Source organism: Aquipuribacter hungaricus (assembly GCF_037860755.1).
Taxonomy (GTDB): Bacteria; Actinomycetota; Actinomycetes; order Actinomycetales; family JBBAYJ01; genus Aquipuribacter; species Aquipuribacter hungaricus.
Genome location: NZ_JBBEOI010000084.1, coordinates 1 through 14,426, shown reverse-complemented (window position 1 = coordinate 14,426; position 14,426 = coordinate 1). Strand labels below are relative to the sequence as shown.

At 75.1% G+C, this 14,426-nt stretch carries 15 protein-coding genes and 1 tRNA gene; 10 read left to right on the top strand and 6 right to left on the bottom strand.

Annotation, left to right across the window (positions count from 1 at the left end):
• The 4 genes from WCS02_RS10575 to WCS02_RS10560 all read right to left on the bottom strand — a co-directional run.
• Window positions 1–671 (bottom strand): DUF308 domain-containing protein (locus WCS02_RS10575; protein ID WP_340292842.1); only part of this gene is annotated, 671 nt, incomplete at its 3' end.
• Between the two features lie 42 nt (window positions 672–713).
• Window positions 714–786: transfer RNA gene (locus tag WCS02_RS10570), tRNA-Lys, on the bottom strand.
• A 69-nt stretch (window positions 787–855) separates the two neighbouring features.
• Entirely contained in the window at window positions 856–1,047 is a 192-nt protein-coding gene (locus WCS02_RS10565; protein ID WP_340292840.1) for a hypothetical protein, read from the bottom strand.
• A 121-nt stretch (window positions 1,048–1,168) separates the two neighbouring features.
• Window positions 1,169–1,486, bottom strand: coding sequence for a GNAT family N-acetyltransferase (locus WCS02_RS10560; protein WP_340292838.1), 318 nt, complete (start codon window positions 1,484–1,486; stop codon window positions 1,169–1,171).
• 79 nt (window positions 1,487–1,565) lie between these two features.
• Here WCS02_RS10560 and WCS02_RS10555 point away from each other — a divergent pair, with 79 nt between their 5' ends.
• From WCS02_RS10555 to WCS02_RS10520, 8 genes are all read left to right on the top strand, one after another.
• Window positions 1,566–2,150 carry a DinB family protein gene (locus WCS02_RS10555; protein WP_340292836.1) on the top strand — a complete coding sequence of 195 codons (585 nt, stop codon included), beginning with the start codon at window positions 1,566–1,568 and terminating at the stop codon, window positions 2,148–2,150.
• Window positions 2,147–3,217 (top strand): acetylxylan esterase, encoded by a 1,071-nt coding sequence (locus WCS02_RS10550; protein WP_340292834.1) that lies wholly within the window; start codon window positions 2,147–2,149, stop codon window positions 3,215–3,217. Before WCS02_RS10555 ends, WCS02_RS10550 begins: the two co-directional genes overlap by 4 nt.
• 67 nt (window positions 3,218–3,284) lie before the next feature.
• On the top strand, window positions 3,285–3,752 hold the full coding sequence (locus WCS02_RS10545) for a MarR family winged helix-turn-helix transcriptional regulator (RefSeq protein ID WP_340292832.1): 468 nt from the start codon (window positions 3,285–3,287) through the stop codon (window positions 3,750–3,752).
• Window positions 3,753–3,860: 108 nt separating this feature from the next.
• Window positions 3,861–5,483 carry an MFS transporter gene (locus WCS02_RS10540; RefSeq protein WP_340292830.1) on the top strand — a complete coding sequence of 541 codons (1,623 nt, stop codon included), beginning with the start codon at window positions 3,861–3,863 and terminating at the stop codon, window positions 5,481–5,483.
• A gap of 59 nt (window positions 5,484–5,542) precedes the next feature.
• Window positions 5,543–6,430: an SMP-30/gluconolactonase/LRE family protein gene (locus WCS02_RS10535; protein ID WP_340292828.1), complete on the top strand. Its 888-nt coding sequence runs from the start codon at window positions 5,543–5,545 to the stop codon at window positions 6,428–6,430.
• A gap of 93 nt (window positions 6,431–6,523) precedes the next feature.
• Window positions 6,524–7,381: a DNA-formamidopyrimidine glycosylase family protein gene (locus WCS02_RS10530; RefSeq protein WP_340292826.1), complete on the top strand. Its 858-nt coding sequence runs from the start codon at window positions 6,524–6,526 to the stop codon at window positions 7,379–7,381.
• Between the two features lie 114 nt (window positions 7,382–7,495).
• Complete coding sequence (locus WCS02_RS10525; RefSeq protein WP_340292824.1) at window positions 7,496–8,719, top strand: MFS transporter; 1,224 nt, start codon at window positions 7,496–7,498, stop codon at window positions 8,717–8,719.
• A 102-nt stretch (window positions 8,720–8,821) separates the two neighbouring features.
• A complete protein-coding gene (locus WCS02_RS10520; protein ID WP_340292822.1) occupies window positions 8,822–9,481 on the top strand; it encodes a DedA family protein in 660 nt (219 codons plus the stop codon).
• Window positions 9,482–9,520: 39 nt separating this feature from the next.
• On the opposite strand, the gene WCS02_RS10515 is transcribed toward WCS02_RS10520, so the two are convergent.
• Window positions 9,521–10,798 (bottom strand): endo-1,4-beta-xylanase, encoded by a 1,278-nt coding sequence (locus tag WCS02_RS10515; RefSeq protein ID WP_340292820.1) that lies wholly within the window; start codon window positions 10,796–10,798, stop codon window positions 9,521–9,523.
• A 52-nt stretch (window positions 10,799–10,850) separates the two neighbouring features.
• Window positions 10,851–11,882, bottom strand: a complete 1,032-nt coding sequence (locus WCS02_RS10510) for a LacI family DNA-binding transcriptional regulator (protein ID WP_340292818.1) — start codon at window positions 11,880–11,882, stop codon at window positions 10,851–10,853.
• Window positions 11,883–11,992: 110 nt separating this feature from the next.
• On the opposite strand from WCS02_RS10510, the gene WCS02_RS10505 reads away from it, so the two are divergent.
• Both WCS02_RS10505 and WCS02_RS10500 read left to right on the top strand, forming a co-directional pair.
• On the top strand, window positions 11,993–13,288 hold the full coding sequence (locus tag WCS02_RS10505; protein ID WP_340292816.1) for an ABC transporter substrate-binding protein: 1,296 nt from the start codon (window positions 11,993–11,995) through the stop codon (window positions 13,286–13,288).
• Window positions 13,285–14,337, top strand: a complete 1,053-nt coding sequence (locus WCS02_RS10500; protein WP_340292814.1) for a carbohydrate ABC transporter permease — start codon at window positions 13,285–13,287, stop codon at window positions 14,335–14,337. Before WCS02_RS10505 ends, WCS02_RS10500 begins: the two co-directional genes overlap by 4 nt.
• Window positions 14,338–14,426: the final 89 nt, after the last annotated feature.

The following is a 14,426-nucleotide window of genomic DNA, read 5'->3' as shown; positions in this document are numbered from 1 at the left end:
ACCTCCCCGCGCACGACCCGCGGGTCCTCGTCACCGGGCAGGCGGCGGCCCGGCGCCAGGGGGGAGCCGGGGGCGTGCGGCCCGCCCAGACGGGCGGCGAGGGCGTCGGCCTGGCGCACCAGGGCGCGGACGACGCCGGCGGCGGCCAGCTGCACGAGCCCGAGCACGAGCAGGGCGAGCCCGACGAGCACCGTGAGGACGGCGAGGCCGACCTGGGGGAGCAGGAGGAACGTGAGCCCGATGAGGAGGTGCAGCAGGCCCAGGCCGGTCGAGGCGGCGCGGCCCAGGCCGCGGGGGCCGGTCGCCGCGAGGCCCAGGTCCGCCGCACCGGCCACGAGGAAGCCGGCAGCGACGACCACCGTCACCACGGTGAGGGGGTCGAACAGGCCGAGCAGCCCCGCGAGCCCGGCCGCAGCCATGACGACGCCGAGCGCGCCCTGCAGCGTGCGTCGGCCGGACGTCCAGGTGCGCGTGGCCGAGGCCAGCGCCACCCGGCCCAGCCCGGCGGCGACGAGCCACAGGCTGAGCACGACGGCGAGCACGCCCACCGTGGAGCCGGGGGCGGCGACGGACACCAGGCCGAGCACGAGGCTCACCACGCCGCCCACCGCCAGCCACACCCACGTGGAGGTGCCGGTGCGGCGGGCGCGTGCCAGGTCCTCGCTCGACATGGCGCCACGCTATCGGCAGGTCGGGCCGACCAGACCCAGGAGTGCACCGCGCCGGACTTGAACCGGCAACCCGCTGATTAAGAGTCAGCTGCTCTGCCAATTGAGCTAGCGGTGCGGAGGAGACGTTACCAGCGCCCCCGCCGCCCGCGAAAATCCGCCGGGATCCACCGGCCGCCGTCCGGCCTCAGTCGGTCGCCCCCTGCTGGCGCGGGAGCTGCTCCCACCACGAGTCCTCGGGCAGGCCCTCCTCGCGGAGCACCTGCTCCGAGGCGGGCGCGTCGACGAGGTCGACGAGCAGCGTCAGCGGCACGTGGTCGTGGAGCAGGTCCATGACGGCCTCGTCGATGGCCTGGTCCTTGTCCCCCTGGTCGGACATGTTCCCTCCCTCTGCAGCGGCGAACGTCGCCGGTGCAGAGGTGCTTCGTCGGGTGCGTGACAGCGCTTGACCCGCGGGTGCGACGTTCACCCTGCCCCGCGCCCGGCGTCACCCGGGGGGCTCAGTCCAGGTCCGGACGCGTGCGCGAGCGGTACTCCAGGTCGGTGTACGCGGGGTGCCGCTGGATCCACCCGAGCACGAAGGGGCACACCGCGAGCGCCTTGAGCCCCCGCTCCCGGACGTCGTCCAGGGCGAAGCGCACGACCGCGCTGCCGACGCCCGCGCCCTCGTGGGCGGGGAGGACCTCGGTGTGGGTGAAGACGAGCATCGTCGGGGTGGGGGTGTACTCCGCGAACCCGGCGAGGCTGCCGTCGAGGGTGGCCTCGTAGCGGTGGCGCTCGGGCGCGTCGGCGACGACGAGGGCGGGGGTGCTGGCCATGGCCAGGACCGTATCCCGCGGGACCGGCCGGTGGACAGGGCGGGAGGCCCGGCCGGCCCGGCGGGGCTACCGTGCCGCCGTGGACGCGAGGGAGCAGGACGGCCCGACGGCCGGGGACGCGCTGGAGCCCGACACCAAGGACTGGACCTGGGTGCTCGGCAGGGCGTGCCCGGAGTGCGGGCTCGACGTCGGGGCCGTGCCCCGCGAGGAGCTCGGCGAGCGGCTGCGCGCCAACGCCGACGCCTGGGGCCCCGTGCTCGAGCGCGGCGACGCCCGCGAGCGGCCCGACGCCACCACCTGGTCCGCCCTGGAGTACGGCTGCCACGTCCGCGACGTCTTCGCGCTGTTCGGCGAGCGGCTCACGCTCATGCTCAGCGAGGACGACCCGCTGTTCGGCAACTGGGACCAGGACGCCACCGCGGTCGCCTCCCGCTACGCCGAGCAGGACCCGGCCGCCGTGGCCGCCGACACCGTCGCCTTCGGCCACGCCCTCGCCGCCCGGTTCGACGCCCTCGACGAGGCCGCCTGGCAGCGGGCCGGCCGCCGCAGCGACGGCGCGTCGTTCACCGTGGAGAGCTTCGGCCGCTACCTGCTGCACGACCCGGTCCACCACCTGCACGACGTCGGCGGCACGGCCGGCGGTGCGGGCGGGGTGCTGCCGTGAGCGCCTACGACCTGCCGCTGGAGGAGCTGCGCGCGTTCCGGCCGCCGCTGCGCCTGCCGGACGGCTTCGACGACTTCTGGCAGCGGACGCTCGACGAGCTCGCGCAGCACCCCGCCGACGTCCGCCGCACCCCGGAGCCCGCGGGCCTGACGACCGTCGACGTCGACGACGTCCGGTTCGCCGGCTGGGGCGGGGACGAGGTCGCGGCGTGGCTGCTCCGCCCGGCCGGCGCGACCGGCCCGCTGCCGTGCGTGGTGGAGTTCGTCGGCTACAGCGGCGGGCGAGGCCTGCCGTGGGAGCGGCTGCTGTGGTCGTCCGCCGGCTACGCGCACCTGGTCGTCGACACCCGCGGCCAGGGCTGGGCGTGGACCACCGGCGTCACCGCCGACCCCGGCCACGACGGCGGGCCCGCGGCGCCCGGCATGCTCACCCGCGGCCTGCACGACCCCCACGAGCACTACTACCGGCGCCTGTACGCCGACGCCGTGCGCGCGGTCGAGGTGGCCCGGTCGCTGCCGGAGGTCGACCCGGACGCGGTCGTCGCCCACGGGATCAGCCAGGGCGGGGGCGTGGCGCTCGCCGTCGCCGGGCTCGTCCCCGGGCTGCTCGGGGTGATGGCGGACGTCCCGTTCCTCTGCGCGTTCCGCCGCGCGGTCGACCTCACCGACGCCGAGCCGTACGCCGAGGTCGTCCGCTGGCTCGCCAGCCACCGCGACGACGTCGAGCGGGCCTTCCTCACCCTCGACCACGTCGACGCCGTGCACCTGGCGAGCCGGGCGAGCGCGCCCGCGCTGGTCTCGGTCGCCCTGCGCGACGAGGTCTGCCCGCCCTCGACCGTCTTCGCCGCGTACAACCACTACGGCGGCGACCGGGCGGACGAGGTCGACAAGCAGGTCCGGGTCTGGTGGGGCAACGGGCACGAGGGCGGCGGCGGGCACCAGCAGCGCGAGCAGCTGGCGTGGCTCGCCGGACGGGTGGCCGCGCGCGGCGGGGACGAGGTCAGGTCCGCCCCGGCGGGACCCGAGGACGCCCCGGCGTCGGAGGACGACCTGCTGAACCCCGCCTGAGGGTGGTCGCGGGGCGGTCCCCGGCGGACGGCCGGGGGTGCCGCGGGGGGCTGGGACGATGACGGGCATGACGCCGACCCCGCCGACCAGCCCCGACGGGCCGCCCGCCGACGAGGTCGGGGTGCTCGAGGGGCGGCTCACCGACCTGTGGCAGCGCTCGCGCTCCTCGGCCCGGGAGCGGGCCCGCGCCGTGCACCCGCGGCTGGACGCCACCGCCTTCCCGCTGCTCGTCGTGCTCGGCCGCCACGGCCCCGCGCGGCCGTCGGACCTGGGTGCCCGGCTGTACCTGGACCGGTCGACGGTGACCCGCCAGGTCGACGCCCTGGAGCGGCTCGGGCTGGTCGTGCGCAGGCCGGACCCCACCGACGCGCGTGCCCGGCTCGTCGAGCTCACCGACCAGGCCCGGACGTCGCTGGCCCGGTCGCAGGAGGAGCGCGCGGCCCGGTGGCGGCGCTCGCTGGGGGAGTGGGACCCGGCCGACCTCGCCCGGCTGTCCGAGCTGCTGCGCCGGCTGGCCGAGGCCGAGATCTGGTGACCGCCACAGGTTAGTTGCACTACACAACTACACCGGCGTACAGTTGCAGGTCTCAACTACCGCGGTGCGACGGCGCCCGCGGGCGCCCACCACCCGCCGGAGACCTGCATGAGCGAGACAGCCCCCGCCCCGACGACCCGCCGGCAGGTCCTGCTGCCGCTGTCGGGCCTGCTGCTGGCGATGTTCAGCGCGTTCCTGTCCTCGACGATCGTGTCGAACGCGCTGCCGACGATCATCGCCGACCTCGACGGCTCGCAGCGGCAGTACACCTGGGTCGTCGTCGCCACCCTGCTGGCGTCCACGGCGACCACCCCGCTCTGGGGGAAGACGGCCGACCTCGTCGACAAGAAGGTCCTCGTCCAGGTCGCGACCCTCGTCTTCACCGTCGGCTCCGTCGGCGCGGGCCTGGCCCCGTCGGTCGAGCTGCTCATCGCCTGGCGGGCGGTGCAGGGCCTCGGCCTCGGCGGCCTGCAGGCGCTCGTCATCATCGTCGTCGCCGCCATGATCAGCCCGCGCGAGCGCGGCCGGTACATGGGCCCCATCGGCGCGGTGATGTCCGTCGCACCCGTGGTCGGGCCGCTGCTCGGCGGGGTCATCGTCGACAGCCCGCTCGGCTGGCGCTGGTGCTTCTTCGTCGGGGTGCCGCTGTCGCTGGCGTCGCTTCTGCTGGTCCAGCGCACCCTGCACCTGCCGCTGGTCCGCCGCCCGGTCCGCATCGACTACCTGGGTGCAGCCCTCATCGTCGCGGCGGTGTCCGACCTGCTGGTCTGGGTCACCCTGGCCGGTGACAGCTTCGCCTGGGGCTCGGCCACCTCGTGGGCGATGGGCCTCGGAGGGCTCGCCCTCGTCGGCCTGGCCGTCCTCGCCGAGAGCCGCGCCGCCGAGCCGGTCATCCCGCTCCGGCTCTTCCGCGACCGCACCACCACCCTGGCCACGCTGGCGAGCATCGCCGTCGGCGTCGCGATGTTCGGCGGCTCGGTCTTCCTCGGCCAGTACTTCCAGGTGGCACGCGGCTACTCGCCCACGGCCGCCGGGCTGCTCAGCCTGCCGATGGTGCTCGGCTCGACGGTGTCCTCCGTCGTCTCCGGCCAGCTCATCAGCCGGACCGGGCGCTGGAAGGTGTTCCTCGTCCTGGGCGGCACGCTCATGACCGCCGGGTTCGGCCTGCTGGCCACGCTGGACCACGAGACGCCGATGGGCCTGGTGTTCGTCTACCTCGCCCTGCTCGGCACCGGCATGGGCATGATGATGCAGAACCTCGTGCTCGCCGTGCAGAACACCGTGCACCCCTCCGACCTGGGGACCGCGAGCTCCACGGTGTCGTTCTTCCGCTCCCTCGGCGGCACGGTCGGCGTCTCGGTGCTCGGCGTCGTGCTCGCCGACCGGGTCGCGGTGCTGGTCCGCGAGGGCCTGGTCGCGATCGGCGTGGACGCGCCCGCCGGCGGCGCCGGCGTCGGCATCGGCGGGCTCGAGGAGCTGCCCGCCCCCGTCGAGGAGGTCGTCCGCGCCGCCTACGGCGATGCCACCGGCCGGATCTTCTTCGTCGCCGCGGTCCTCGCCGTCCTCGGGCTCCTCGCCATCCTGTGCATCCGGGAGGTGCCGCTGCGGACGCTCACCGGTGCCGAGCAGCTCGCCGAGGAGCAGGCCGCGGCGGCCGCCGCCGAGGCCGGGGCGGGCGGCACGGAGACCTCGCCCCGCCTGCCCGAGCCGGTCGGGCCCGCGCGCCGCTAGCCTCGCCGCGTCCCGGCAGCACCCAGCACCGGCCCGGGCCCGACGAGCAGAGGACGCCCATGAGCCAGAGCAGCAGCGAGCCGACCGCCCCCCGGGTCACCGTGCTGTCGGAGGAGTCCTACGAGCTCGGCGAGGGCGCCCGGGCCGTGGACGGCGTGACGTTCGTCGACCTCCTCGCGGGCCGGCTGCTGCGCCACCCCGGCACGGTCGGCGGCGAGGTCGAGCCGGTGCTGTCGGTCGACGTGCCCCTGGGCGCGGTCGCGCCGGTCGCGGGGGAGCCCGGCCGCCGGGTCGCCGCCCTCGGCGACGGCATCGCGCTGCTGGACGCCGCCGGCTCGGTCGAGTGGCTCGCCCGTCCCGAGGAGCACGCCCCCGCGCCGACCCGGATGAACGACGGGGTGTGCGACGCCGAGGGCCGGTTCTGGGCGGGGTCCATGGCCTACGACGGCGAGAGCCCGCTCGGCAGCCTCTACCGGACGGACCCCGACGGCACCGTCACCCGGGTCGTCGAGGACCTCGCCATCGCCAACGGCCCGGCCGTGTCCGCCGACGGCCGCCTGCTGTTCCTCGCCGACTCCGCGCAGCACACGATCACCCGCTACGCCCTCGCCGAGGACGGTCACCTGTCCGACGGCACGGTCGTCGTCCGCACCGGCGAGGAGGGCGTCCCCGACGGGATGACCACCGACGCCGAGGGCACGCTCTGGGTCGCGGTGCACGGCGCGGGCGAGGTCCGCCGCTACGACGCCGACGGCTACCCGCTGCTCACCGTCACGCTGCCGGCCGCCCAGCCGACGAGCGTGACGATCGTCCCGGGCGGCCTCGTCGTCACCACGGCCGCGGAGGGCATGGAGGCCCCGGGCCCGGCCGACGGGCGCCTGCTGCGCGTCGACCTGGACGACGCCCCCACCGCGGTGCCGGTGCGGGAATTCGGCCCCCGCCGCTAGGTCCACGCCCGGCCCGTCGATCGGCGAGCCGGCACGCCGGTCCGGTCCTGCGCCGGCGCGCGGCGGCGCCCCGGTGCTGCCTAGCCTGCTCCGGTGCCGGAGGGGGACAGCGTCTGGCGGGTGGCGCGCCGGCTCGAGGCGGGGCTGTCCGGTCGGACGGTCCTGCGCAGCGACCTGCGCGTCCCCCGCTCCGCCACCGCCGACCTGTCCGGGCAGACCGTCCTGACGACGGTGCCGCGCGGCAAGCACCTGCTCACCCGGTTCTCCGGCGGCCTCACCCTGCACACCCACCTGCGGATGACCGGCAGCTGGACCGTCGTCGGGGCCGGGAAGCGGCTGCCCCGCCACCTGGACGACACCGTCCGCGTCGTGCTCGCCACCGCCGGGCCGACGGCCTACGCGCTCGACATGCCCGTGGTAGAGCTGCTGCGCACCGACCGCGAGGACGACGTCGTCGGGCACCTCGGGCCGGACCTGCTCGGACCCGGCTGGGATCCCGCCGAGGCGGTCCGGCGGCTGTCCCGCGACCCTGCCCGCCCGCTCGCGGCGGCCCTGCTCGACCAGCGCAACCTCGCCGGCATCGGCAACCTGTGGGCCAACGAGCTGTGCTTCCTGCGCGGCCGCTCGCCGTGGACCCCCGTCGGCGAGGTCGACCTGCCGCCGCTGGTCGACCTGGCCCACCGGCTGCTGCGGTTCTCCGTCTCCGGCGCGGTCACCGGGCAGAACACCTCGCAGGTGACCACCGGCGACCCGCGCAAGGGACGCAACCACTGGGTGTCCGGGCGCGCGGGCCGGCCGTGCCTGCGCTGCGGCACGACGGTCCGCGTCGTCGAGGAGGTCCCGGACGACCCGGAGCGCCGGCGCACCTGGTGGTGCCCGCGCTGCCAGCCCGGCCCGCAGCCGCCCGCGGACCGGGTCGAGAGCACGCCGGCCGCCCTCGGGCCGGGCTGAGCCGGTCGACCCGGGCGGGCCGACCGCAGCACGACGCCCTGCAACGTCTGCCCTGCAGCGTCCGCCCGCCGTGCGCCGTCGGCACCACGGCCCGGCTGCCCCCAGGATGCTCCGGTGGCGACGACCCGCGAGACCCGGACCCGCCAGACCCCTGTCGGCGGCGTGCTCGCGCTCTTCACCGCGGCGACCTTCGCCGCGATCACCACCGAGATGCTGCCGGTCGGCCTGCTGCCGCTGATGAGCAGCTCGTTCGGCGTGAGCGACTCCCGCACCGGGCTGCTCGTGTCCGCCTACGCCGCCGTGGTCGTGCTCGCCTCGGTCCCGCTCACCGCCGTGGTGGCGCGCTGGCCCCGTCGCACGGTCCTCGTCGCCCTGCTCGTGGCCTACGCGGCGAGCAACCTCGTGCTGGCCGCCGCGGACGGGTGGTGGGTGGCCCTGGCCTGCCGGCTGCTGGCCGGGCTGGCGCACGCCGGGTTCTTCTCCGTCGTCGTCGGGGCGGCGGTGGCGCTCGTCCCCCCGGACCGGGTCGGCCGGGCCGTCGCGGCGGTGAGCGCCGGCAACGCCCTCGCCCTGGTCGGCGGAGTGCCGCTCGGCACCGCGCTGGGGACCGCGCTGGGCTGGCGCTGGGCGTTCGTCGTCGCCGCGGTCGTCCTGCTCCTGCTCGCCGCGGCCACCCTGGTGCTGCTGCCGAAGGCCCCCGCCCCGGCCGCGTCGGCCGCCGTGCCCGTGCTGCAGGCGGTGCGCGAGCGGCCGCTGCAGCGCGTCGCCCTCGTCGTGGTCGTCCTCATGCTCGGGCACTTCACGCTGTGGACCTACGTCAGCCCGCTGCTGCTGGACGTCGGCGTCCCGGCGTCCGGTGTGGGGCTCGTCCTGCTGGGCTACGGCGGTGCCGGCGTCGTCGGCCTGCTGCTGGCCGGCGCTGTCGTCGACCGGCACCTGCGCGGGGCGACGGTGTCCGCCGTCGCGGCGACGGCGCTGCTGCTCCTGGCCCTCGGCCTGCTCGGCGTCGCGCCCGACCTGCTGCCGGGCCTGCCCGGGGGTGCCGGGTCCGGCGACCTGGTCCGCACGCTGACGGTCGCCGTGGTGGTGGCCTGGGGAGCCGCGTTCGGCATGCTGCCGACGCTGCTGCAGACCCTCGCGCTGCGGGCCTCGCCGGCCTCGGAGGACGCGGCCCCGGCGCTGGTCAACGCGTCGTTCAACGTCGGCATCGCGGGCGGCGGGCTGGTCGGCGCGCAGGTGCTCCTGCTCGCGGAGCCGTCCGTGCTCGCGCTCGTCGGGGCGGCGGGGGCAGGTCTCGCGCTGGCGCTGCTCCCCGGGAGGTCCGCCGCACGCCGGTAGCCTGGCCCCACCGGGCTGCCCTCTCGTGCCGCCCGGCCGCCCCTGCCGAGGAGTGATCGTCCTGAGCCGTGCCGCCGTGCCCCTGACCCGGGCGGCCCGCCCGTGAGCGCCCCCGCAGAGCTGGACGGCGTCGCCGGCTGGGCCGTCGGCATCATGGAGACCCTCGGCGGCCCCGGCGCCGGCCTGGTCGTCGCCCTGGAGAACCTGTTCCCGCCGATCCCCAGCGAGATCATCCTGCCGCTGGCCGGGTTCACGGCGGCGCAGGGCAGCTTCTCGCTCCTGTCGGCCATCCTCTGGACCACCGCCGGCTCGCTGGTCGGTGCCCTCGTCCTGTACGAGCTCGGCCGGGTCGTCGGCCGCGACCGGGTCGTGGCGGTCGCGGGCCGGCTGCCCCTGGTCGACACCAAGGACATCGAGGTCGCCGAGCGGTGGTTCCAGCGGCACGGTCCCAAGGCGGTGTTCTTCGGGCGGATGCTGCCGATCATCCGCAGCGCCATCTCCGTGCCGGCGGGCGTGGAGCGGATGCCGGTCCTGCAGTTCCTGCTCTACACCCTGGCCGGCAGCGCCATCTGGAACACGATCTTCATCGTCGCCGGCTACCAGCTGGGGGAGCGGTGGTCCGAGGTCGAGCAGTACGCGACCGTCCTGCAGTACATCGTCGTCGCGGTCGCCGTCCTGCTCGTGGGCTGGTTCGTCGTGTCCCGCGTCGTCCGTCGCCAGCGCGCGCACCCGGACGTCCCCGTCCCGCCCGACGAGGCCTGAGGGCGCCCGGCCCGTCCGGGGCCGGGCCCTGCCCCTGCGTCAGAGGGTGACGTCGACCGTGGCCGGGCCGGCGGTGCCCAGGCTGACGTCGGCGGAGCGGCCGTCGACCTGCACGCGGTAGTCGCCGAGCCAGCCGTCGACCTCGACGGTCCCGTCGGCGTCGGCGACCAGCGTGGTCGGCGCGGTCCACCACTCGCCGCGCACCAGGCCCCGCAGCGCGTCGTAGGACGGCTTGGGGGTCCCGTCGGAGCGGACCAGCCCGACGGGGGCGCCCAGCCAGGCGCCGTCGTCGGTGAGGCCCCAGTAGTTCACCGCCTGCACCGAGGGGTGCGACACCAGCGTCCGGTAGTGGCGCAGCATCTCCTCCGCCTGCCGGGCCTCGCCCTCGGGGGTGCTGGGCCAGCTGGCGGGCTGGTAGTCGTTGAGGTCGACGATCTCCGGCGGCATGAGCTCCCCGGACAGCAGCGTCGTCTCGGTCATGTGCAGCGGCAGCCCGAAGCGGGCGAACCGGTCGAGCACGGCCAGCGTCCGCTCCTCGCCCCAGTAGCCCTGGTGCATGTGGCTCTGCAGGCCGATCGCGTCCACCTGGATCCCGGCCTCGAGCACGCCCTCGATGAGGCACTCGTACGCGGTGCCCATGTTGAAGTCGTTGAGGACGAGCGTCGCCGTCGGGTCCGCGGCCCGGGCCTCCTCGAAGGCCATCCGCACCGTGGCGATCCGGCCCCGCTCCCAGCACAGCCGGGTGATGCCGTTCTGGTGCTCCTCGTTGTCGAACACCGGCATGATCACGACCTCGTTGATCGCGTCCCAGGTGTCGACCAGCCCGGCGAAGTCGGTGACCTCGCGGCGGATCCGGTCCCGCTGCGCGGCCTCGACCTCGTCGGTGCTCAGCTCGCGCAGCCAGTCCGCGGTCACGGTGTGCCAGACCAGCGGGTGGCCCTTGACCCGGGCGCCACGGTCGGCGAAGAAGCGGGCCGCCGCCAGCAGGCGGGTGGTGTCCGGCCGGCCCCGGACCGGCTCGAAGCCGCCCCAGTAGAACGGCAGCGTGGCGGTGTCGTAGAGGCCGAACCAGAGGTCGGCCAGGTGGGTGGCGTCGGACGCGCCGCCGAACGGGCTGTCCGGCGCGGCGCCGGTCTCGCCGTTGGCCAGCGCCACCATGTCGAAGCCGATGTTGCCGAAGGCGAAGGCGTGGCGGACCTGCTCCACCTGCACCTGCGTGCCGGCCGACAGCGGGGCGCCGGCGGCGTCGCGCACGGTGAGCCGCGCCCGGGTCCGGCGGTGGGCGAGGGTCGGGTCTGCGGACGTGCTGGGGGCCATGGCTGTCTCCGTCGTCAGGTCGTGGCGGTGCCGTGCTGCGGGGCGGGGTGCCTCAGGGGCGCGCGGTGGAGCCGCGGACGACGAGCTCGACCGGCAGCCGGACGTGCGTGCGGATCGGGTCGGTGCCGGACATCAGCTGGATGAGCAGGGTCACGGCCTCCGAGCCCATGCGCTGCATCGGCTGGCTGACGGTGGTGAGCGGCGGCGTGGTGAGCGCGGACTCGGGGACGTTGTCGAAGCCGACGACCGAGACGTCGCGGGGGACCGAGAGGCCGAGGTCCCCGGCGGCCTGCATGGTGCCGATCGCCGACAGGTCGTTGGCGGCGAAGACCGCCGTGGGGCGCTCGGTGAGGCCGAGCAGCTCCCGGGCCGGGCCGGTCGCGCTCTCCTGCCGGTAGTCGCCGACCCGCACGAGCGACTCGTCGACAGGGACCCCGGCGCGGCCGAGAGCCGTGCGGTAGCCCTCCTCGCGCAGCCGGGAGGACTCCAGGTCCTCGCGCCCGGACAGGAAGCCGATCCGGCGGTGGCCGAGGGCGAGCAGGTGCTCGGTGGCCAGCACGGCGCCCTGGAAGTTGTCGGAGTCGACGGTCGGCATGTGCGCCGGGCCGGCGTGCGGGTCGATCGCCACGACCGGCACCTGCGACCCGGTCTCCACGACGGTCGGCGTGACGAGGATGGCGCCGTCGATCAGCGTGCCGGACAGCCGCGACAGGTAGCGCCGCTCCCAGCCGGCGACCGCGCCGGAGCGCCCCCCGCCGGAGTAGGCGAGCAGCTCGTAGCCGGTGCCGGCGATGGCCCGCGAGGTCCCCTTGAGGATCTCGGTGCTGAACGGCTCGAACTCCGCGACGAGGATGCCGATGACGTTCGTCCGGTGGCTGCGCAGGCTCCGGGCGACCAGGCTGGACTCGTAGCCCAGCTCGTCGATGACCTGCTGGACGCGCTCGCTGGTCGCGGCGGCCACGCCGTACCGGCTGTTGATCACCTTGGAGACGGTGGCCACGGACACTCCCGCCGCCTGTGCGACGTCGGTGATCGTCACGCGCTGGAGGTCACCGCGGTCGGCAGCACCAGGGGTCGGGGGCACCCCGTCACCGTAGCGTGTGTAAAACGTTATCGATAACGATTGACACCCAGCGAGCCGCCTGCCTACCCTTCCGCCGTCCCCCAGACCGTCGACGAAGACGAGGAACACCGATGTCGATCACACGAGTACGCCGAGCCCTGGTGCTCGGCGCCACCGTCGCGCTCCTTGCCGCCTGTGGCGGTCAGGGCGGCGCCGGGTCCGACGAGGACGCCGAGGCCGGCGGCGACGTCACCCTGACGTGGTGGCACAACGGCAACAACGACCCGCTGCTGAGCTACTGGCAGGGCGTCGCGGACGACTTCGAGGCCGAGAACGAGGGCGTCACCATCGAGGTCGAGGCCATCCAGAACGAGGACCTGCGCACCCGCACCCAGGTGGCCCTGCAGTCCAACGACCCGCCGGACGTCCTGCCCCAGTGGGGCGGCGGCGAGCTGGCCGACCAGGTCGAGGCCGGCGCGCTCATGGACCTCACCGACAAGATCCCGGACACCATCGAGGCGCTCGGCGGCTCGGCCGGTGGCTGGCAGACCGAGGGCAAGACCTACGGCGTCCCGTACTCCCTGGGCGTCGGCGGGTTCTGGTACAACAAGGCGCTCTTCGATCAGGCCGGCATCGCCGAGCCGCCCGCGACCATGGACGAGTGGTTCGAGGCCGTCGAGAAGCTCAAGGCCGTCGACGTGGCCCCGGTCGCCGTCGGCGCCGGCGACAAGTGGCCGGCGGGTTGGTACTACTACTACGCCGCGACCCGCACCTGCGCGCCGGAGACGCTGGAGACCGCGCAGCTGGAGTACGACTTCACCGACCCGTGCTTCATCGAGGCCGGCGAGCTCGTCCAGCAGATCGTGGACGCCGAGCCGTTCAACGAGGGCTTCCTCGCCACCCCGGCGCAGACCGGCGCCACCAGCTCCGCCGGCCTGGTCGGCAACGGCCTCGCCGCCATGGAGCTCATGGGCCACTGGAACCCCTCCGTCATGGCCGACCTCACCCCGAGCAAGGAAGGCCTGGGCGACGACCTCGGCTGGTTCCCCTTCCCCGAGGTCGAGGGCGGCGAGGGCAACGCCTCCGCGATGGGCGGCGGTGACGGCTTCTCCTGCGCCGCCGGCGCCCCCGACATCTGCGCGGAGTTCCTCGCCTTCATCGTCAACGAGGACAACCAGCGCGGCTTCGGCGCCACCGGTGCCGGCCTGCCCACGCTGCCCGCGGCGACCGACAGCGTCGAGGACCCGAACATGCAGACGCTGCTCGCGGCACGCGACGAGGCCGAGTACGTGCAGCTCTACCTGGACGTCACCTACGGCCCGAACGTCGGCGGCGCCCTGAACGACGAGGTCTCCCTGCTCTTCGCGGACCAGTCCGACCCGCAGGGCATCGTGGACGCCATGACCGAGGCGGCAGAAGCCCGATGAGCAGCGCGGCAGACCCCGGGACGGGTGACCTGCGACCCAGCGCCGGTCCGGGGACTGCCGCGGTGCCGGTCCTCCCCGAGGCACCCGCCGGGCGCGCGGACGCGCGCCCGGCGGTGCCCCGGGCGGCCGGGCGGCGTGGTGCGGCCTCCGCCTGGCGGGCGAGGTTCGAGATCGCCGTGCTCGTCGTCCCCGCGCTCGCCCTGTTCGTCCTCTTCGCCCTGGTCCCGATGGTCCAGGCGATCTACTACAGCCTCTACCGGTGGAACGGGCTCGGCCCGCTCGACGAGTTCGTCGGCGCCGAGAACTACCGCACCGCCCTCACCGACGAGGTGTTCCTGTCGGCCATCGGCCACAACTTCACCCTCGTCGTGCTCTCGCTCGCCATCCAGCTCCCGCTGGGGCTCGGTGTCGCGCTGCTGCTCAACCGGCCGCTGCGCGGGCGCACCGCGCTCCGGCTCATGATCTTCGTGCCGTACGTCCTGGCCGAGGTCGTCGCCGGGGTCATCTGGCTGCTCATGCTGCAGCCGCGCGGCGTGGTGGACGCGATCCTCCAGACCTTCGGCCTGGGCTGGGCGCAGCAGCTCTGGCTCGGCGACCAGCGGATCGCGCTCTACACGCTGTTCGTGGTCCTCACCTGGAAGTACATCGGCTTCGCGATCATCCTGTTCCTCGCCGGCCTGCAGGGGGTGTCCCCGGATCTCAGCGAGGCCGCGGCCCTCGACGGCGCCAGCTGGTGGCAGACCCAGCGCCGGATCACGATCCCGCTGCTCGGCCCCACCATCCGGATCTGGGCCTTCCTGTCGATGATCGGCTCGCTGCAGCTGTTCGACATGGTGTGGATCCTCACCAAGGGCGGGCCCGGCAACGCGACCCAGACCATGGCGACGTACCTCATCCAGCAGGGCTTCGACCGCGGCCGCCTCGGCTACGGCACCGCCGCAGCGGTCATCCTCTTCGTCATCTCGCTCGTGGTCGCGCTGCTCTACCAGCGCTTCGTGCTCAGCATCGACACCGCGGACGAGCGTGCCGCCACCAGGAAGGGACGCTGATGTCCACGACCACGTCCGGCCCGCGCACCCCGGTCGCCGCCGGCCGCGCCGCTCGCCCCGCGCCGGCCCGCCGCCCGCGCCCCCGGATC

Bases quoted from the DNA above. Each gene is read 5' to 3' on its own strand.
- WCS02_RS10535 (WP_340292828.1), top strand. From the start codon at position 5,543: ATGAGCCAGAGCAGCAGCGAGCCGACCGCCCCCCGGGTCACCGTGCTG.
- WCS02_RS10500 (WP_340292814.1), top strand. From the start codon at position 13,285: ATGAGCAGCGCGGCAGACCCCGGGACGGGTGACCTGCGACCCAGCGCC.
- WCS02_RS10505 (WP_340292816.1), top strand. From the start codon at position 11,993: ATGTCGATCACACGAGTACGCCGAGCCCTGGTGCTCGGCGCCACCGTC.
- WCS02_RS10545 (WP_340292832.1), top strand. From the start codon at position 3,285: ATGACGCCGACCCCGCCGACCAGCCCCGACGGGCCGCCCGCCGACGAG.
- WCS02_RS10565 (WP_340292840.1), bottom strand. From the start codon at position 1,047: ATGTCCGACCAGGGGGACAAGGACCAGGCCATCGACGAGGCCGTCATG.
- WCS02_RS10540 (WP_340292830.1), top strand. From the start codon at position 3,861: ATGAGCGAGACAGCCCCCGCCCCGACGACCCGCCGGCAGGTCCTGCTG.
- WCS02_RS10560 (WP_340292838.1), bottom strand. From the start codon at position 1,486: ATGGCCAGCACCCCCGCCCTCGTCGTCGCCGACGCGCCCGAGCGCCAC.
- WCS02_RS10515 (WP_340292820.1), bottom strand. From the start codon at position 10,798: ATGGCCCCCAGCACGTCCGCAGACCCGACCCTCGCCCACCGCCGGACC.